General features: G+C 70.9%; 14 protein-coding genes. 10 read left to right on the forward strand and 4 right to left on the reverse strand.

Annotated features, from left to right (window positions below; all coding sequences use genetic code 11):
• Window positions 1-157 precede the first annotated feature (157 nt).
• Both ACIRP7_RS26535 and ACIRP7_RS26540 read left to right on the forward strand, forming a co-directional pair.
• The gene (locus ACIRP7_RS26535; protein ID WP_403664289.1) at window positions 158-3,538 is read left to right on the forward strand and encodes a trypsin-like peptidase domain-containing protein; all 3,381 of its coding nucleotides are present in this window, start codon (window positions 158-160) and stop codon (window positions 3,536-3,538) included.
• A gap of 158 nt (window positions 3,539-3,696) precedes the next feature.
• Window positions 3,697-4,647 carry a bifunctional riboflavin kinase/FAD synthetase gene (locus ACIRP7_RS26540; protein ID WP_403664292.1) on the forward strand — a complete coding sequence of 317 codons (951 nt, stop codon included), beginning with the start codon at window positions 3,697-3,699 and terminating at the stop codon, window positions 4,645-4,647.
• A 70-nt stretch (window positions 4,648-4,717) separates the two neighbouring features.
• Here the strand turns inward: ACIRP7_RS26540 and ACIRP7_RS26545 are convergent, their stop codons facing one another.
• From ACIRP7_RS26545 to eccE, 4 genes are all read right to left on the reverse strand, one after another.
• Complete coding sequence (locus ACIRP7_RS26545) at window positions 4,718-7,687, reverse strand: SCO5717 family growth-regulating ATPase (RefSeq protein WP_403664295.1); 2,970 nt, start codon at window positions 7,685-7,687, stop codon at window positions 4,718-4,720.
• A 288-nt stretch (window positions 7,688-7,975) separates the two neighbouring features.
• Entirely contained in the window at window positions 7,976-8,302 is a 327-nt protein-coding gene (locus ACIRP7_RS26550; protein WP_403664297.1) for a DUF397 domain-containing protein, read from the reverse strand.
• A gap of 137 nt (window positions 8,303-8,439) precedes the next feature.
• Window positions 8,440-9,270 (reverse strand): hypothetical protein, encoded by an 831-nt coding sequence (locus tag ACIRP7_RS26555; protein WP_403664300.1) that lies wholly within the window; start codon window positions 9,268-9,270, stop codon window positions 8,440-8,442.
• Window positions 9,270-10,601 (reverse strand): type VII secretion protein EccE, encoded by a 1,332-nt coding sequence (eccE, locus tag ACIRP7_RS26560; protein WP_403664303.1) that lies wholly within the window; start codon window positions 10,599-10,601, stop codon window positions 9,270-9,272. Before eccE ends, ACIRP7_RS26555 begins: the two co-directional genes overlap by 1 nt.
• A gap of 195 nt (window positions 10,602-10,796) precedes the next feature.
• On the opposite strand from eccE, the gene eccB reads away from it, so the two are divergent.
• The 8 genes from eccB to ACIRP7_RS26600 all read left to right on the forward strand — a co-directional run bounded on the left by eccB (window position 10,797) and on the right by ACIRP7_RS26600 (window position 18,795).
• On the forward strand, window positions 10,797-12,377 hold the full coding sequence (eccB, locus tag ACIRP7_RS26565; protein ID WP_403664306.1) for a type VII secretion protein EccB: 1,581 nt from the start codon (window positions 10,797-10,799) through the stop codon (window positions 12,375-12,377).
• 223 nt (window positions 12,378-12,600) lie between these two features.
• Window positions 12,601-12,921 (forward strand): WXG100 family type VII secretion target, encoded by a 321-nt coding sequence (locus tag ACIRP7_RS26570; RefSeq protein WP_007385064.1) that lies wholly within the window; start codon window positions 12,601-12,603, stop codon window positions 12,919-12,921.
• 67 nt (window positions 12,922-12,988) lie between these two features.
• A complete protein-coding gene (locus ACIRP7_RS26575; RefSeq protein WP_057616722.1) occupies window positions 12,989-13,282 on the forward strand; it encodes a WXG100 family type VII secretion target in 294 nt (97 codons plus the stop codon).
• A gap of 133 nt (window positions 13,283-13,415) precedes the next feature.
• Entirely contained in the window at window positions 13,416-14,711 is a 1,296-nt protein-coding gene (gene mycP, locus ACIRP7_RS26580; RefSeq protein WP_403664309.1) for a type VII secretion-associated serine protease mycosin, read from the forward strand.
• A gap of 5 nt (window positions 14,712-14,716) precedes the next feature.
• Window positions 14,717-15,031: a WXG100 family type VII secretion target gene (locus ACIRP7_RS26585; RefSeq protein WP_141207224.1), complete on the forward strand. Its 315-nt coding sequence runs from the start codon at window positions 14,717-14,719 to the stop codon at window positions 15,029-15,031.
• A gap of 39 nt (window positions 15,032-15,070) precedes the next feature.
• A complete protein-coding gene (locus tag ACIRP7_RS26590) occupies window positions 15,071-16,528 on the forward strand; it encodes a WXG100 family type VII secretion target (RefSeq protein ID WP_403664312.1) in 1,458 nt (485 codons plus the stop codon).
• Window positions 16,529-16,616: 88 nt separating this feature from the next.
• Window positions 16,617-17,957: a type VII secretion-associated serine protease mycosin gene (mycP, locus tag ACIRP7_RS26595; RefSeq protein WP_403664315.1), complete on the forward strand. Its 1,341-nt coding sequence runs from the start codon at window positions 16,617-16,619 to the stop codon at window positions 17,955-17,957.
• 328 nt (window positions 17,958-18,285) lie between these two features.
• Window positions 18,286-18,795, forward strand: a complete 510-nt coding sequence (locus ACIRP7_RS26600) for a hypothetical protein (RefSeq protein WP_403664318.1) — start codon at window positions 18,286-18,288, stop codon at window positions 18,793-18,795.
• Window positions 18,796-18,798 lie beyond the last annotated feature (3 nt).

The raw sequence follows: 18,798 nt of genomic DNA on the forward strand, positions 1-18,798 counted from the left end.
GTGTATCCGCCGTCCCCCTTCCATTCACCCGCGCGGGCAGGCGCTCGGAGTGAACCGGGGGTGTGGAAGGGGGCGCGTTCACGACGCGTTCTGTCCCGCTGATCACCGCACGCCTACCGTCGACAACAGGAACGTGCGTACGGCGGGGAGGTCGGCCATGGCGGCAGGGGGTGACTCCGTCCAGGGAGCCGTGGAACTCGTGCGGATCCACGATCCGGCGGGGCGGCTGCGCGGAACCGGCTTCGTCGCCGACCATCACGGCACCGTCGTCACCAGTCACGAGAGCGTCGACGGGCCGGCCCGGCTCGTTCTGCGGGCCGGTGACCGCAGTTGCGAGGTGGGCGCCGACGCGGTGACCCCGCTGCCCGGGCTGGACCTGGCACTCGTGCGGACCGAGGGCCTCGCCGTGGACCCGCTGCCCTTCTCCGTGCGCGACACCGTCGAGACCGGCGCCTATGTGAGGCTTCCCGCCGGCTGCTGGCGCGAGGCCCGGGTCCTCGGCGCGGCCGCCGTGACCTACACGGCCACCGACCGCAGCCATCTTCTCGAGGGCGCACTGGAGTTGGCGATCGGCACTGCGGGCCGGGACGCGCTGCGGCCGGGCGGCGGGGCTGCCGGAGGGCCCGTGCTCGACGCCGCCACCGGCGCGGTGGTCGCCGTCCTCGCCACCGCCCTGCACAGCGCCCACAGCGCCGGCGGCTACGCGGTCCCGACCGGCTCCCTGCGCACCGGCCCCCTCGCCGACCTGCTCGCGGAGAACGCCGCGACGGTCCCGGCGTACGGCGCCGACCTCAACCTCGCCGGTGTGCTGGAGCTGACGGCCACCTCGGTGGGCCAGGACGGCCCGGCCGGTCACGGATCCTCGGACGACCGGACAGCGCCGGTCGAACGAGCCGCGCTCACCGAGGAGTTCGCCGCCTTCACCGAGGGCCCGGCACTTGTCCTCGGCCTCGTCGGACCGCCCGGCAGCGGCCGTACGACACAGCTCGCGGCCCTCGCCGCCCACCGCCACTGCGGCCCCGCCCCTGCCCCCACGCTCTGGCTGCGCGGCGCCGACCTGGAGGACACCGACACCTCGGTGGCAGACGCGGCCCGCCGCGCGCTCACCAGGGCCGCCCGGATCGTGGCGGCCTCTGCCGACACCGTCCCCGCCGACCTCGGCGACCTCACCCCCGAGCGGCTGGCCCGGCTCTCCCGCACGGCAGGCCGCCCCCTGTTCCTCCTCCTCGACGGCCCCGAGGAGATGCCCCCGGTCCTGGCCCACCGCCTCGCCGAGTGGACCGAGGGCACGGCGAAGTGGCTGGGGGAGACGGGGGCGCGGCTGGTGGTGGCGTGCCGGGCGGAGTACTGGGAGGGGGCGGCCTTCCCGAAGGAGCTGCTGCACGGCGACCCGGAGGGCGACTTCCCGCCCTGCGTACGGCTCGGCGACCTCAACGACGACGAAGCCCGCCGCGCCCGGGCCCGCTACGCCCTCCCCGACGGCACGCTCGCCGCCTCCGACGCCCGCCATCCCCTCACCCTGCGCCTCCTCTCCGAGGTCCGCGCCGCTCTCCCGCACGCGCCCCACGCCCCCGTGGACCGCGACCAGGTCTTCGAGGTCTACCTCGACCTGATGTGCCTGCGCATCGCGGTACGGCTGGCCACCCCGGGCGGCCTGCGCGGCGCCGCCGTCCGCCGGCTCGCCGCGAAGGTCTCCGGACAGGTCCACGAGGCCGCCCGCCGCAGCCTCGGCCCCGGCCAGGGCGAACTCGACCGGGAGTCGTTCGAGGCGGTGTTCCCCTGGGGCCAGGCCCCGAAGCGGCTCGGCGGCACCGGCTGGGCCTCCGCCGTCCTCACCGAGGGCCTCCTCGTCCCCGCCGGCAGCGGCTACCGCTTCGCCCACGAGGAGCTCGCCGACTGGATCCAGGGCATGCACCTGGACCTGGACGAGGCCCTGCGCGCCCTGGTCCACCGCCGCCGCACCGGCCGACGACACCCCCTTCCCGTCCCGCACCACCGCATCGGACCCGTCGTCCAGGCCCTGCTCCTCGTCGCCCGCCAGCAGGGCGCACCGCAACTGGCGTACCGGCTTGAGGAGTTGCTGCACGCCCTCGACGCCGACCCGCACTCCTGGTGGGCGGCCCGTCTGCTCACCGAGACCCTGCTGCGCGTGCCCGACGCGACGCCGTACACCGATGTCCTACGGCAGCTCACCGACCGTCTGGTGGCCCGGCGCCGCCAGGAGGAACCGGTGCCGGCCGCGTTCGGCCCCGCTTTCTGGACCGCCCTGCGCCTTTCGCAGGGCACCCGCTTCGACCTGCTCCGGCGTCTCGTCCTCGCCGACGGGCCGCCGCACGAACCCGGCCCCCGGTTCCTGGACGCCGTCGCGGAGCTGCTCGCCGCCGACCCCACCGCCGTACAGCCGCAGCTCACCCGCTGGTTCGACGACGAGCGGCCGTTGCCCGCGACCCCGCACGCCACCGTGGCGAGGGCCGCCCAGGCGCTGCTGCACACGCACCGGACGCGGGCCCTGGACGACCTCGCGGAGGTGCTCGTCGGCTGTGCGCACCCGCGGGCCGACGAGCTGCTCGCCGTGCTGGCCGAGGAGGAGCCGTCGGCAGTGTGCCGGGCCGTGGACCGGTGGGCGCACGACGCGCGGCCGGCCCGGCGGGTCGCGGCGGTGGCGTACGGACTGCGTGCCGCCCCGCACGTGCGCACCGAGGCCGACCGCGAGCTTTTGCGCTACGCGGCCCTCACCCTGCTGGCCCGCCCCGAGGACTGCACCCTGCACGGGGGCGCGCTCGCCCTGCTGGTCCGCGATCCACACACGCGTGCCCGTCATCTCCCGCAGGCGCTCGGTCACTTCGCGGCCGGCGACCCGCACTTCCCGCCGAGCGCGCTGGTCCCCGCGCTCGCCACCGACCCCGAACCGGTCCTGGACGCCTTCCGGGCGCGGCTGCGCAGACCGGGCGCCGGGGAGGTGCTGCGCACACTCGCCGACGTCACCACGCCCGCCCTGGTCCGCCGGGTGGCCGTGCTGGTGCGGGAGGCGGTGCAGCGGCGCCCGGAGACGGCCGGGGACGTGGCCGCGTACGTCGACCGGCGCCTCGACCAGGGCCCCGCCGGCCGGGCCCTGCTCCTCCCGCTGGTCACCGGCCTGCTGGACGGCGGTCCGCAGGAGGTGCGGGCCGCGCTGGCGGCCGTACTCGCCGGGCCGGGCACCCCCGCCTCCCGCCCGCTGCGCCAGGAACTCCTCGACGTCCTCATGGACCACGAACGCGAGACCGCGGTCCTGGTCGCCCTGCTGCCCGCGGCCGCCGCCCGCGCGGACGCCGACATCCGCGACCTCGTCCACCGCATCGGCCTCCTCCTCGTCCGCACCCCGGACGGCGCGACCCGCTTCGACCGTGGCCTCGTCGACCTCGGCCGGCATGTCCCCGGGTTCGCCGGGCTGGTGGCCGGCTGGCTCGCCGAGCGCCCGCAGGAGTGGGCGGCGGTGGTCGGCCCCGGCACCCGGCGGATGATCGAGAACCTGGCGGGGGTACGGGTTCCCGCGTAGGTCCGCCGAGTTCGGCGGGCCCCGGAGCCCTCGGGGCCGCGTGCGTCGGGTCACAGCCGCCATGCCGATGCGAGCGACGGGCGCGCGGCATGGCACCCTTAGACCTGCGTAAGTCGCAAGAGTCAATACGGACACGGGTTCGACGAGGAGCGGTCACAGTGCAGCGCTGGCGTGGCTTGGAGGACATCCCCGAGGACTGGGGGCGCAGCGTCGTCACCATCGGTTCCTACGACGGGGTCCACCGCGGGCACCAGCTGATCATCCGGCATGCCGTGGACCGGGCGCGCGAGCTGGGCGTGCCCTCCGTCGTCGTCACCTTCGATCCGCACCCCAGCGAGGTCGTCCGCCCCGGCAGCCACCCGCCGCTGCTGGCCCCGCACCACCGCCGCGCCGAGCTCATGGCCGAGCTGGGCGTGGACGCGCTCCTGATCCTCCCCTTCACCACGGAGTTCTCGAAGCTCTCGCCCGCCGAGTTCGTCGTCAAGGTCCTCGTCGACAAGCTGCACGCCAAGGCGGTCGTCGAGGGCCCCAACTTCCGCTTCGGCCACAAGGCCGCGGGCAACGTCGAGTTCCTCGTCCAGCAGGGCAAGACGTACGACTTCGAGGTCGAGGTCGTCGACCTGTACGTGACCGGCGCGGCAGGCGGTGGCGAGCCCTTCTCCTCCACCCTGACCCGGCGTCTGGTCGCCGAGGGCGACGTGGAGGGCGCCGGGGAGATCCTGGGCCGTCCGCACCGGGTCGAGGGCGTGGTCGTCCGCGGCGCCCAGCGCGGCCGTGAACTCGGCTTCCCGACCGCCAACGTCGAGACCCTCCCGCACACCGCCATCCCCGCCGACGGCGTCTACGCCGGCTGGCTGCACACCCAGGGCGAGGCGATGCCGGCCGCGATCTCCGTCGGCACCAACCCGCAGTTCGACGGCACCGAGCGCACGGTGGAGGCGTACGCCATCGACCGCGTCGGGCTCGACCTGTACGGGCTGCACGTGGCGGTGGACTTCCTCGCCTATGTGCGCGGCCAGCAGAAGTTCGACTCGCTGGACGCGCTGCTCAAGGCGATGGCCGGCGACGTGCAGCGGTGCCGTGAGCTGATCGCGGGCGCGCAGGCCTGACCGACGGGACGACAGACGACACGACAAGAGGGCCGGCACCGTCACGGTGCCGGCCCTCTTGTCCGTTGCGCTACTGCTGCGGCGGCCGGCCCGCGTTCGGGTCGTACGGCGGCTGCGGGAACCCGGGCTGCGGCTGACCGGGCTGACCGGTCTGCCACGGCTGGCCGGGCTGGGCGCCCGGGAAGCCCTGGAACGGGGGCTGGGGCTGCTGCGGCTGTCCGGCTGGGGGCTGCTGCTGGCCCGGCATGGGAGGGGCCATGGTCGGCGGCTGGTGGCCGCCCTGCCCGGTCCACAGGCCCTGCTCCTGCTGGGCCCGTACGAAGTCCTCGGCCACCATCGCGGCGAGGTCGAAGTACGCCTCCCGGACCTTCGGCCGCATCATGTCGAGGTCGACCTCGGCACCGGCCGCCAGGTGCTCGTCGAACGGCACCACGATGACGCCACGGCAGCGCTGCTCGAAGTGGGTGACGATGTCCTCCACCTTGATCATCTTGCCGGTCTCGCGGACACCCGAGATCACAGTGATGGACCGCGAGACCAGGGACGCGTACCCGTGCGCCGACAGCCAGTCCAGTGTCGTGCTGGCGCTGCTCGCGCCGTCCACCGACGGCGTCGAGATGATGATCAGCTGGTCGGCGAGGTCCAGGACCCCGCGCATGGCGCTGTAGAGCAGACCCGTGCCCGAGTCCGTGAGGATGATCGGGTACTGGCGGCCCAGCACGTCGATCGCGCGCCGGTAGTCCTCGTCGTTGAACGTCGTGGACACGGCCGGGTCGACGTCGTTGGCGATGATCTCCAGGCCCGACGCCGCCTGGGAGGTGAACCGGCGGATGTCCATGTACGAGTTGAGGTACGGGATCGCCTGGACCAGGTCACGGATGGTCGCGCCGGTCTCGCGCCGCACCCGGCGGCCCAGCGTGCCGGCGTCCGGGTTGGCGTCGATGGCGAGGATCTTGTCCTGCCGCTCGGTGGCGAGGGTGGAGCCGAGGGCGGTGGTCGTGGTCGTCTTGCCCACGCCGCCCTTGAGGCTGATCACCGCGATCCGGTAGCAGGACAGCACCGGGGTGCGGATGAGGTCCAGCTTGCGCTGCCTCTCCTGCTCCTCCTTCTTGCCGCCGATCTTGAACTTCGACCCACCGGGAGTGGGGCGGCTGCTCTTGGCCTTCTGCTTCTTGCTGTTGACGAGCCGGTCGGAGGTCAGCTCGACCGCGGCGTTGTAGCCGAGCGGCGCACCCGCGCCGGCGACCTGCTGGCGCTGGTCGTGCTGGACGGCGGCGGGCCAGGCGGCACCGGTACGCGGATCCACGCCCGGCTGGCCGGGGGCGCCCGCGTAGGGGTTGGGCTGCGGTGCCTGCGGCGGCTGCTGTCCCGGCTGGGCCGGCGGCATGGGCTGACCGGGGTGGCCCGGGGCCTGCTGCTGGGGCTGGGCCGGGGCGGGCGGCTGAGGGTAGCCGTAACCACCCGGGGCGGGCTGGGGGGCCTGCGGGAAGCCGTAGCCGCTCTGGGGGTTCGGGGGCGCGGGAGGCTGCGGGAACCCCTGACCGGCCTGCGGGTTCGGCGGAGCGGGCGGCTGGGGGTAGCCGTAGCCACCCTGGCCGGGCTGCGGGGCCGGGGGCTGGGGGAAGCCGTAGCCGCTCTGCGGGTGCTGGGGAGCGGGGGGCTGCGGGTAGCCGTAACCGCCCTGCCCCGCCGGGCCGTCGGGCTGCGGCGGCTGGGCCGGCCAGCCGGAGGGTGCCGGCTGCGGTGCCTGCGGCGGGGCCGCGGGGGCCGCCGGCTGGGCGGGCGGGGGTGGGGGCGGGGTGCCGGGGTACGCGGCGGGCGGCTGCGGCTGTCCGCCGGTCGACCACTCCGGGGCCGACGGCGGGGCCGTGCCGGAGTCCGCCGACGCGAACTGCGGCGGGAGCGGCGGGACGGCACCCTGCGGAGCCGGCGGGGGCCGCCAGCCGTCCTGCTGGGCTTCGGGCTGTTCAGGGGCGGAGGGCTGCGCGGGCTGGGGCTGCTCCGGGGCAGCCGGGGGCTGCTCGGGTACGGCCGCCTGCGGGGGCGGGGCGTCCGGTGCGGCGGCCTGCGGCTCCGCACCGGTCTCGGCGTCACCGGCGGCGGTGTCGGCCGGGGGTTCTGGGGCCTCCGCGCTCGGCGGGGCCTGGGGGGTGTCCGCGTCCTGGCCGGCGGTGCCGGGTTCGCCGTCGTCGCCGGACGCGGCTGCGGCCTCGCTCGGCGCGAGGGCGGGGGCGGCCGGTGCGGTGTCACCCGACTCCGGGGAAACCTGCGGTGCCTCGCCGGAGGCCGACGGCTCGGGATCGGTGGGCGTGTCCGCCGACGGGGCGGCGGGGGGCTGCGGGGCGCTCGTCGTCGGAGCGGCGGCGGACGGGGTGTCGCCACGGCGTTCCGCGTCCCCGCCGGCCGAAGGTACGGCGGTGTCGGCGCCCTGGGCGGCGGGCGGCCCCGGGGGAGCGGGGGCCACGGGGGCGGCGGGCGGCGTGGGGGCGACCGGGGGAGCCGGCGCCGGCGACGCCATGACAGGCGCGGGAGGCGCCGGGGCCACGGGCGCCTGTGCGGCGGGCGGTTGCGGGTAGCCGTAGCCGCTCGGGGGGTTGGGCGCCGCGGGCGGCTGCGGATAGCCGTAGCCGCTCTGCGGGTTCGGGGGTGCCGGGGGCTGCGGATAGCCGTAGCCGCTCTGCGGGTGCGGAGGAGCCGGCGGCTGCGGGGCCGCGGGGTTTCCCGCCCACGGCGGCGGAGGCGGCGGCGCAGTCGCGCCGGCCGCACCCGCGGACGGGTCGAACTGCGGGCGGGGGACGGGCGCCGACGGTGCGGAACCGGACGTATCGGGGTAACCGGGGTGGGGTGCAGGCGTGGTGGGGGCAGGGGCGGGCGCGGGAGGCGCCGGCTCGGCCTCGGGCGCGGCGCTCTGCGTGTACCAGGCAGGGGCGGCGTAGTCGATGGTGAACTCGCCCGTCATCTCGGTGGCGGACTCCGCGTCGGACTGGTCGTCGCTGGGCGTGGTCCAGCCCGCGCGCAGCCCGTCCCGATCGCTCTGCACAATTCCTCCTGGTTGGTCGAGCACCCTCGTGCCGGGTGGGCACTCATGTGCCGGGCTGGGGGCGACCGTTCCTGTTGTCCGATCCGACTGAAGTCCCCTGGACGCGAACAACCCACCCGTGGATTCCTTCGTCGCACCCGCATCAAGCGTAAACGCCACAGGCGTCGGCGGGGCGGGCCCGTCCGCTGTGCGCTCGCGCCCAACGGGCCGGTGCCTGCCCTGATGTCGGCCTTGTGACGGTTGTCCGTGACCTGAGCCCGGGGCCGCGGTGACTGCTCGGCTGCCGCGCTACTCGGCCTGCTCCGCGGTGGGTCCGCCGTGGTGCGAGGTGGGCTCCAGGTCGAACTCGCCGTCGCGGGCGCCCAGTACGAAGGCCCGCCACTCCGCCTCCGTGTACCGCAGCACGGTGTCCGGGTCCAGGGAGGACCGCATGGCCACCGCGCCCTCGGGGAGGTAGGCGATCTCGACGCGCTCCTCGTGCTCCTCGGTGCCGGGCGCGCTGAGCCACTCGACGCCGGAGATGTCCAGGGCGTACAGCTCGTCCCGTTCCCTCGCCTTTCGTGCCTTGACGTCCTCGTCCGGCGTCTTTGCGGCGATGTCGTCCGTGTCAGACATGGTCGGCGGGCCCTTTCTCATGAGCGAACCTCGTGCAGGAGCACCCTACTTGGCCTGGGTCCCCTCACACAGCGCAATGGTTCGGTCACCAACTCGTGTGAGGGGCCGAGACCTTGGTCGCGCCACGGGGCCGCCCGTCAGTCCATACGGCGGGGCGCCCCGAGCAGACCGGTCTCCGCGTCGGTGGGCTGGGTCATCACGTACTGCCGGTGCTTCTGGGTGCACCACAGGGCGACGTTGTCGGCGAGGGACGGCAGGGACGCGGCGTCGCCCTGGGGCAACCGCATGGACTTGCCGACCACCTGGGACTCCTGCGGAGAGATCCGCTGGACGCCGACGACGTCCGCGTTGGCCAGCAGCCGCGGCGCGGTCGGGCCGAGGTAGGGGAGCAGGGTCAGCACCGACTGCCAGGGCGTCGTGGTGAGACGGCTGCGCGGCGGGCGGATGCCCAGGTCGCGGATGATGAGCACCGGGCTGGCCGGGGACGGGCCCTGCGGGGCGATCCGCCCCACCTGGTGCACCGTCACGCACTGCTGGCCGCCGCCGGCCGCCTGCGCCATCGGCGCCCACAGCTGCGGACGGGCCGTCTCCACGGCCACGCGCGCGCCGATCGCCGCCGCCCGCAGGGCGATGACCTGGGCCATCCAGGTACCGCCGACCAGCACCATGTCCAGGCGGGTGGGGCGGCACAGTCCGAGCACCGCGGGCTGGTTGTCCTGGTCGATGCCGAGGATCAGACCGTCGTCGCCGACGGGCAGCGTCAGCTGCGCCAGGACGTCGGCGTCGACGAGGTGACGCTCACGCCGGGGACCGAGCAGACCGAAGGCCTCGCGCAGCCGCCGCTCGGGACCGAGCCGGGCGGGCTCGGGGGAGCGGGGCAGATGGCCGGGACGCTGTCCGGGGAAGCCCGGGGTCGACGACGACCCGAAGCCGGAGCGCCCGGAGGGGCGGACGGTGGGAGCGGACATCAGCGGGTACCTCCCAGCGGCAGGGTGGCCAGAACTCCGGGCAGCTGCTCACGGTCGAGCCGTACGAGACCGACCTTGAACGCGGACGCCGCCCGCTCCAAGTGCTGGGCTGCCTCGCCCAGTTCGTTCTCACCGCGGCCGGTCAGGCGCACGTGTCCGGACAGGGCCAGGACCTTGCCCCGCTGCCTGCTGAGGGTGAGCGAGAAGGTGCTGGCGAGCGTGGGCGCGGAGGTCAGCGCGCCGACCAGCCGGGGGAACGCCGGTCCGGCGCCGCCGAACTGCGGCCACTTGGAGATCCAGTACGTGGTGTGCAGCCGGTCGTCGCAGCGCCAGGTACGGGTGGTCTCGGCCGTACGGCGGCCCGAGCGGCTGCCGTCCATCGCGGCACCGCCGGTGGTGGCCATCGGGTTGACACAGCTGGAGGTCGCGACGGCGCCGCAGATGTCCGACTCGCTCAGCACCTTGGCCTGCATGCCGGCCCCCATGAGCCGGCTGGCCAGCTGGTCGGCGACCCGCAGCAGCGCCCGCCGGGCACCCTGCATGCCGCCACCGCGGGCCGCCACGGCCTCCGGGCACAGCTCCGGGTCGAGCTTGAGCGCGACCCAGGTGATGCGCAGCCCCGGCGTCATGCTCTGGGCCTGCAGCGGCCCGTAGGAACGGACCGCCATGGCCTGCGGGGGCAGGTGCGGGGCGGGCGCGGGCTGCGTGTGCTGGACGACCTGGACCGAGGCGAGCCGGATGTCGTCCACCTCCAGCAGGCCCTGCAGCAGATCGAGGGGGATGTCGCCGGTGCCGTAGGACGGACGCAGGGGGGTGTCCGCGGCCTGCACCTGCACCAGCGCGGTGAGGAACGTGCCGTCGCCGAGCATGCCGATCTCGCGCTGCTCGCGGTCCTGGAAGCTGTAGGTGCGCAGCGCCGGGTCGCACTCGACGGCCGGCGCGAAGCCGGGGTCGGTGCCGGGGGGCACGGGCTCGGCGTTGCGCCTGCGGCGGTCGCGGAGGGCGCGGGCGGTGCTGAACCACTCGGGCAGCGGGCGGCCGCGCCGGCGCAGCAGTCCGGCGAGGACCAGCGGTACGGCGAGCACGATGCCGACGGTGAGACCGATGGGGCGCAGCAGCCAGCCGATGAGCAGGACGGCGGCGGCCAGTTCGAAGCCGATCAGCTGCTGGACCCGGATGGGGCCGATGCTGCCGGGGCGCCGGGCGAGCGACGGCGAGGCCGGACTCGGGGGAGCGGACCGCTGTGCCGGTTCCGGCACCTGCCCTGGCCCCTGGTTCTCCTGGGTACGACGGCTGCCGTTACGGCGCCGGGACCTGGTCGCAGTGCTCATCCCCCGGTACAACCCCTTTGCATTGTCTGGCCGCGACTCGAGCTGGCGGCGGATCACCGTACCCCGTACCGTACGGTGCGATCGTCACACGGCATAGTAGAGGCCCCTGCAGGAGCAAACGCCACGGAGTACCGGGCGGCCCTGGGGAGTTCCGCATTCGGAATCAAAGCGAAAAAACGGGGAGTTGACCCATCGATGGCGACACGTCGGGATGAGCTGAACGCTTACTCCTTCGCGCGCAGGCGCACGGTGGCGGCGTTTCTTCAGCCGTCTCCGCACGGTTCGGAAGAGGCGGCACCGCGCCCCCTGAAGACCGTCCTGCCGAGTCTCGGTGTGGCGGCGCTGGTGCTCATCGGATTCGGCGCCTGGGGCATGCTCAGCCCGACCGCGCCGAAGGGCTGGGACCAGCAGGGCAAGAACATCCTCGTCGGCAGCGAGTCGACGACGCGCTATGTACTGGTGAAGACCAAGGGCGAGAACAAGCTCAGCCTGCACCCGGTCCTCAACCTGGCGTCCGCCAAGCTGCTGCTGAACGGCGAGAACCCCCAGGTCCTGAAGGTCAAGGAGTCGGTGCTCGACAACAGCAAGTACCCGATGGGCGCCACCGTCGGCATCCCCTTCGCCCCGGACCGGCTGCCGTCCGCGGAGGACGCGAAGACGGCGAAGACCTGGGCGCTGTGCCAGGCACCGGGTGAGGACGGACAGCCCGTCAGCGCGACGTACGTGCTGGACAAGAGCGACGACACCAAGCTGTTCCAGAAGAGCGGCGGCCGGCTGAAGCAGGACCAGGTGCTGTACATCGAGGGTCCGACGGACCCGACGATCGGGCACGGCCAGCGGTTCATGGTCACCTCCGACGGCAGCGCCTACCTGATCGGCGGCAAGCTGTGGCGGCTGATGACCGACGACCAGATGCAGGACATCGAGCGTGCCGTGTTCGGTGACGGAAAGCAGCCGCAGAAGGTCAGCGCGGCCTTCGTCAAGACCCTGAACCCGGTGGGCACCCTCGACTTCCCCACGCTGCAGGACCTGGGGGCGCAGGCGGGCTCACAGGCGCACATCGAGGGCCTTCTGCCCCAGTACTCGAAGGTGGGCCTCGTCCTGGAGGCGCCTTCCGGCAGTTCGACGCAGAAGTTCATCGTGCTCAAGGACGGCGTCAAGGCCGTCTCCGACTTCACGGCGCAGATGTGGCTGCGCAACCCCTTCATCAGCGCCGTGTACGCGGCCACCGACCCGGAGCCGGTGAAGGTGAGCTTCAACGACATCCAGCCCGAGCCGGGCGAGTGGCTGAAGGAGAAGAACTGGCCCGCCGAGTCGGTGAAGCAGGCCAACACCGTCTGGGAGCTGGGCGGTGAGAAGACCTCGTGCAGCATCTGGCACGGCGGTGAGAAGAACCCGAGGACCGGCAGGCCGCTGATGTCGGTGTGGACCGGCCAGGACTTCCCGAAGGACGTCTCCCAGAGCGGTTCGAGGACCTACGTCTCCCCCGGCAGTGGCCTGCTCTTCAAGCGCATCACCGGCACCGACGCCGGCGGCGGCAGCACCTTCCTGGTGACCGACACCGGCCTGCGCTACTCGATCCCCGCCCGCAACGACAGCGCGGTGACGGGCGGCGAGAAGGCCGACAACCAGTCCCAGCAGCAGACCAACACCTCTCAGGTCCGGCTCGGTTACGGCAAGATCCGCGCGGCGTCGGTCCCGGCGACATGGGCGGACCTGCTGGCGGCGGGGCCGGAGCTGAGCAGCGGCAACGCGGAGCAGGCGCAAGGGTCGTAGCCCGCGCGTCGGGTCGCGTGTCACTCGCACTTCACGAACGCACTTGTGAACGTGGTGAGTTGACTTCATCGCGATCTTGATACAAGTCCCAACTGATGTTCGCTCCGTCAGCGGATGCGACTAGAGTGGAACCAGACCGGACGGGATACGCCTGCCACCATTCGGTGTCGGCGTTCCGAGTGAGGGTCTACTCAGAACTCCTACGTCTCATGGGGGACACAACATGGCTGGACAGCAGTTCACCATGACCGAGGAGGAGATGGTCGCTTTCAGCGGCAAGATCTCCTCGGTCAACTCCTCGATCCAGGGCGAAATCTCCCGCCTGCAGACCGTGATCGACACGATCACGGGCGGCTGGAAGGGCTCGGCGGCCACCGCGTACAACAACCTGCAGTCGCAGGTGAACCAGGATGCCAACAAGATCAACCAGATCTTGAACGACATCAAGGAAGCGATCGACCAGAGCACCAAGGCCTACGCGGCTTCGGAAGAGGAGCAGCGCGCGTCCATCCAGAACATCGCGGCCTCGTCCCCCTTCGGATGATCGGACCCGTGCGCCGCGGCGCACGTCCGTGACCGACCATCCACACATCCGAGGAGACATAGAAGAGATGTCCGGGCAGATTCTTGTAAATTTCGCCACTATCTCCCAGGCCGCGCAGGACGTCCGCAGCACCGCGGGCAAGATCCGCACGCAGCTTGACGAGCTGGAGAGCGGCGTCAAGCGCATCTCCGCCAGCTGGGAAGGCACGGCCCAGGAGTCCTACCGCGCCAAGCAGGCCGAGTGGGACCAGCGCGCCGCCTCCATGCAGCAGACGCTGGAGGCCATCGCCAAGGCCCTCGACAGCGCCGCCCAGAACTACCAGGCGACCGAGTCGAAGAACGCCCAGATCTGGGGCGGCTGACGTGACCGCTTGATGGGGGCGGGTGCGCTGTCGCGCATCCGCCCCCATCGGCGATTCACGGGGCGTACGGACCTTTCCGCTCAAAGCCGGTTCATGCGTCCCGTACAGAAACAAAACGGGAGGACGTAAGACAGTGGGATCCGGGGCATCGCGCGTCGCGCGTCGGAGCGCCGCAGGCACCGCCGCCGTGGCGGTGCTGGCCTGTGGGCTGCCCTTGGCGGGGGCCACGCCGAGCACCGCCGCCGAGCGCGTGCGGACCACCTTGGCCGACGACGACGTGCGCTTCCAGGTCGACGACACCAGCTGCTCGTTCCCGTCCGACGTCATCAAGGGAACGCCCTGGTCGCTGCAGCGCGTGGTCCTGGACCAGCTGTGGCAGACCACCAAGGGCAAGGGCGTCAAGGTCGCCGTCATCGACACCGGTGTCGACACCGTCAACGCGCAGCTCAAGAGCGGCGCGGTCGCCAACGGCAAGGACTTCCTGCACCCCGGCGGCAACGGCAAGTCCGACAAGGTGGGCCACGGCACCAAGGTGGCGGGCATCATCGCGGCCAGGAAGCTCGACGGCACCGGTTTCGTCGGCCTCGCCCCGGAAGCCACGATCATCCCGATCCGCCAGAACGACGACCAGGGCAGCGGCAACGTCGGCACGATGATGCAGGCCATCAGGTGGGCGGCCGAGCAGGGCGCCCAGGTCATCAACATCTCGCAGGACACCGCCTCGAAGATGGACCCGTCGGTCGACGACGCCTTCCGTTCGGCCATCAAGTTCGCCCAGTCGAAGGACGCGCTGATCGTGGCCGCGGCCGGCAACGACGGTGCGGACGGCAAGATCAAGGAGACGTACCCGGCGGCGTACCCGGGTGTCCTCGCGGTCGCCGCCTCCGACCGCAACAACGCCCGCGCCCCCTTCTCCCAGTCGGGGCCGTTCGTGGGCGTCGCGGCACCGGGCATCGACATGGTCTCGACCGTCCCGGTGGGCGGCAACTGCGTCGACCAGGGCACGAGTTTCGCGGCGCCGTACGTCTCGGGCGTCGCCGCGCTGATCCGCGCGAAGCACCCGGACTGGGGCTACAAGCAGGTCATCACCCAGATCGAGCAGACGGCGGACCGGACCAAAGCGGGCCGCGACGACTTCGTGGGCTGGGGCGTCATCGACCCGGCGGCAGCGGTCAACGACGACACGACGGAACCCTCCGCCGCCGGCCCGAAGCCGGACTCGGCCGGCGGCCCCGCGGGCGGCGCCGACGTCCAGGCCGCGACACTGGTCCTCGGCGAGACCGAGCAGCAACGAACGGAACGCTACGCGCTGTATGTCCTGGCGACGGGATTCGCGTTGGTGCTGCTGCTGTTCGGGGGCGGGCGGGTCCTCAGCGACTGGCGGCGCAAGCAGGGTGTGGGTAACAACGTGGAGTCAACGGGGAGCTGAGCATTATGGCTGAGCAGTACAAGGTCGATCTGAGTGAGATCGAAGGCACGATCACCAAGCTCAACGGCGTCATCAGGGACATGTCGACGTCCAAGTCGAGCTGCATGGGCAACACGTACCTGCCGCAGGGCGCGCTGGGTACGGGCTTCGGTGAGGCGAAGGCGCTGTACGACGCCCACGAAGCGATGAAGGAGCGTCTCTACGAGATCGTCGCGCACCTGGAAGAGGTGCTGGACGACTTCGGCAAGAAGACGAAGAGGACGCATGACGCGTTCAGCGACGCTGAGGCGGAGAACTATGCGGCGTTCAACCGGAAGTAACGGGATGTCCTGCTACGTGGATATGAGGGGGCGGTAGACATGGGCGACAAGGGCATCGACGACTTCGAGTACGTCGAGACGAATCAGTGCATTTCGGCGAAGCACACCACGCCGTTCGGGCTCAACTACGACATGGACCAGATGAAGGACATGGTCCGTGACGCCGACCCGGGGACCGTGACCAGGGTTGCGACGGCCTGGGAGTCTCTCAGCAAGGACCTGGTCGGACCCGGCGGGATCAAGGAAACCCTCGACGCCGCCGTCGAGCACGTCCTCGCCCACTGGGAAGGACAGAGCGCGGATCTGTTCAGGGAGCGGGCCCAGGTGATCGGCAAGAAGATCACCGACAGCTCCAAGTACGCCACGCACACCTCGGTCTCCCTCAAGGGCGCCGCCGCGACGCTCTCGCAGATCAAGCCCGAGGTCCTGGCGATGGAGAAGCCGGGCAAGGTCTCCAGCGCGCTCGACTACATCGGCAACATGGGCGACCGCGACGACTCGGGCGCGAACAACGCCCTCAAGAGCGGCGCCGGCTCCCAGGAGGCCCTCGACGGCAACTCGGGCAGCCTGTCGGAGGGACGCGAGGCGCAGCTGCGGATGGCTGTGAAGATGGAGGCGTTGGGGGCGGCTTATAACAGTCGGGCTGCGGAGATGGGCCAGTGGCAAAAGTCGAGGCAGGTCAGTCAAGACGAGGATTACCCAGGCGACCCGGGTGGCGTTGCACCGGCGCCCGTAGTTGTACCGACTGGGACCGAGACTCGAAGCCCCCAGAAGGTTGCTACGGGGACGGCTCGTACCGGCCAGGTTGATTCGATCAGCTCGTCCAAGCCTGTGGCTCCGCCCTCGGGTATCACGGGTGGTGAGCACAAGCCCACCGCGACAGTGCCTCAGGTCGGTACCGCAATCGACGGCATTTCCGGTGGCCGTACCGGAGGTCCCACAATTGGTGGCGTGGCGACGCCTGGTGGTGGATCGGCTGGTGCGGGTGTCGGTGGCGGCATCGGTGGTGGCGCTGGCTTCGTCGGGGGCGCTGTTGGCGGGGCGGCCGGAGCCGGTGCCGCTCGCGGCGGCCTGGTTGGTCGTGCCGGTGCTGGTGGCGTGGCAGGTCGTGCCGGTGCCGGTGCCGGTGCCGGTGCCGGTGCCGGTGGCGTGGCAGGTCGCGCTGGTGCCGGCGGCGTAGGTGGCGCAGGTGCTGCCAAGGGCGCAGCCGGGCGTGTCGGAGGCTCAGCTCGTGGTGGTGTAGTCGGTGGCACGCCCAAGTCTGGTACGGGTGCAGGCAGGGGAACCGCCGGTGGTTCGGGCCTGCACAGCAGCCGCGGTGCCGCAGGGAAGGGAGCCAGCGCTGTCCGCAAGGGCGGTATCGCAGGTGCCCCCGGTTCACGCACTGGTCGCCGCAAGGAAGATGAGCAGCACGAAGGCGAGCGTCCCGATTACCTGGTCGAGGACGAGGAGACTTGGACGCCGCAGACCAACGCGGCGCCCCGTGTCATTGAGTAGCCGTTCAGTGCTAACCGGCACGTGACAGGATGCGTGGGCGTGGCCTCCAGGTCACGCCCCACGTGTGTATCGGGAGAGGAATGACGGGATGGCCTTCACGCGAACAGCGCGTGCTCTGGGTGCTGTAGCTGTAACTGGTGCGTTGATCTTTGTAGCGGCTCCGTCTGCCTCTGCGGACCAGGCCAGACGCGACCAGTGGGCATTGGGTGCGCTTCAGGCCGAATCCGTTTGGAAAATCTCGAAGGGCAAAGGTGTAACGGTCGCGGTTATCGACACTGGGGTCAATGCTGAGCATCAGGACCTGCAAGGTAACGTGCTCGAAGGCAAAGACTTTGTTGATGGCGATAATGATGCTTCGCCGGATGGTGAAGACCATGGTACCGAGATGGCATCCATTATCGCTGGGCATGGCCACGGTGCAGGAGGGGTTGATGGCGTAATGGGGCTTGCGCCAGAGGCTAAAATCCTTCCGATTCGCGTGAACGTTGATGACGGATCTGGCTTTGCCGATGAGATCCGTTATGCGGTTGATCACGAAGCGACGATTATCAACATCTCCATGACGCTCGAGACCACGCAGTATGAGAATAGCGCGTCGCCTGCGGACCTTGCGGCGATCAATTACGCACTCAATAAAAACGTGTTGATTGTGGCGGGGGCAGGGAATGATGGAATTGGGCCTGACCTTCCGTTTCCCGCAAATGCTTCTGGTGTCGTGGCCGTCGGTGGCGTGGACAAGTCTGGTGAGTCCTGGACGAAGTCAAACTATGGCCCCGAGGTTATGTTGACAGCGCCTGCTACACGTATCGTGGCCGCTGGCTCGCCAGGGAACCGGCTGCGTATCGGGGACGGAACCTCGAACTCGACCGCATTGGTTTCTGCCGCAGCGGCGCTATTGCGGTCGAAGTACCCTGATCTGACGGCAGGTCAGATCGCGAATCGTCTCGTCAAAACGGCAGTTCTCCCCTCCTCGGCTAAGGGTATCTCCCTACCCGACGAAAAGTACGGATACGGAACCATTCGTCCGCTCGCCGCGCTTACGGATGACATCCCCGCAGGTTCTAAATACGGACCGCTCAAGGCCCCAGAAGCAGGGTCTGAAAGCCCGTCCGCTGCTGCAACTGCCGGGATTTCTGGTAACGAGAACTCTGCCGAAAAAGAAAAAGCAGACCAGAAGCAAATGGTCTTCTTCGTCGTCCTCGGTGTCGTCGCCCTCGTAGTGATCGGCCTCATCGTCCTTCTGATCGTGAAGATGTCTCGGCGGAACAAGAACAAGAATGGTGGGCCCGGCGGTCCGGCTGCTTACCCGCAGTACGGTCAGCAACCCCTCCCTCCGCAGCAGAATCCGTACCAGCAGCCTGTCTCGCCGCCGCAGAACCCCTACCAGCAGCAGTCGCCCCCGCCTCAAGGCCAGTGGCCGCCGCAGTAGGCGCGAGCACCACTGGTATGGGGGCGCGCTGACGGTCAACTGCGTCGCAACCACCGCCAGGTCAGCAGAGTTTGAAACAGCCCCCGGGAGTGGTGTGACCTTCGGTCGACGGCTGTAATCTGACCATCGATTCTTCGGCCTGGGGGCCGAGACTCAACATCACGGGGAAGACGACGGTGGCTGGCCATCACAAGGTTGGCCTTGAGGCGCTTACTCAGGTGAGTACGCAACTCGGTGAAGGCGGGGACGCCCAGTGTTCGGCCATGAAGCGGCTGAAGAACATCGGCCCACAGGGTTCAGGCTGCGCCGAGTTGGAAGAGGCATGCGAATGACCGGTGGTTACGGCCGGGAGTGGGAGCCTAGACCGCCCAAACCGGCGCTGCGTATCTGGACGCGTTACTTCCTGCAGTGGATCTGGGGCCCCCTGGTCTGGGTGCTGGCACGAATTCCGCTTCTGCTGCTGGCTGTTCTCGAGGTCGATGTACAGAGTTCGGGAACCGGACGAGCCAGGAAACCACGTTGGCGGCGTCGAATCTGGGTGGACCGGGAACGCCTGCGGCTCGACCGGATCCGTGACCCGCAGGAACAGGAGCGTGAGTTGCGACAGTTCCTCGCAGACCACCGCCTGAACTGTGTCCCACCGCGACCTGGGGCCCCGGTGCCGCTTCCCTGCTCCGGGGTAAAACATCGACTGGGTGTCGATGACTGCTACTACCGTCTCCTCGGCGCGAGGCGTGCTCTGGACATCGCCCACAATGAATTCGGTTGGGTGCCGACCGACGGTTTTGAGAAGAAGCTGCCCGATCGGCTGCAGTTGCGGTACCCGGGAGCGAGCTGAGCT

It is taken from the genome of Streptomyces sp. NPDC102270, assembly GCF_044766405.1.
GTDB lineage: Bacteria > Actinomycetota > Actinomycetes > Streptomycetales > Streptomycetaceae > Streptomyces.

Coding starts and splice junctions, on each gene's coding strand:
- ACIRP7_RS26535 (WP_403664289.1), top strand. CDS start 158: ATGGCGGCAGGGGGTGACTCCGTCCAGGGAGCCGTGGAACTCGTGCGG.
- ACIRP7_RS26550 (WP_403664297.1), bottom strand. CDS start 8,302: ATGTCTGACACGGACGACATCGCCGCAAAGACGCCGGACGAGGACGTC.
- ACIRP7_RS26555 (WP_403664300.1), bottom strand. CDS start 9,270: ATGTCCGCTCCCACCGTCCGCCCCTCCGGGCGCTCCGGCTTCGGGTCG.
- eccE (WP_403664303.1), bottom strand. CDS start 10,601: ATGAGCACTGCGACCAGGTCCCGGCGCCGTAACGGCAGCCGTCGTACC.
- eccB (WP_403664306.1), top strand. CDS start 10,797: ATGGCGACACGTCGGGATGAGCTGAACGCTTACTCCTTCGCGCGCAGG.
- ACIRP7_RS26570 (WP_007385064.1), top strand. CDS start 12,601: ATGGCTGGACAGCAGTTCACCATGACCGAGGAGGAGATGGTCGCTTTC.
- ACIRP7_RS26575 (WP_057616722.1), top strand. CDS start 12,989: ATGTCCGGGCAGATTCTTGTAAATTTCGCCACTATCTCCCAGGCCGCG.
- ACIRP7_RS26585 (WP_141207224.1), top strand. CDS start 14,717: ATGGCTGAGCAGTACAAGGTCGATCTGAGTGAGATCGAAGGCACGATC.
- ACIRP7_RS26590 (WP_403664312.1), top strand. CDS start 15,071: ATGGGCGACAAGGGCATCGACGACTTCGAGTACGTCGAGACGAATCAG.
- mycP (WP_403664315.1), top strand. CDS start 16,617: ATGGCCTTCACGCGAACAGCGCGTGCTCTGGGTGCTGTAGCTGTAACT.
- ACIRP7_RS26600 (WP_403664318.1), top strand. CDS start 18,286: ATGACCGGTGGTTACGGCCGGGAGTGGGAGCCTAGACCGCCCAAACCG.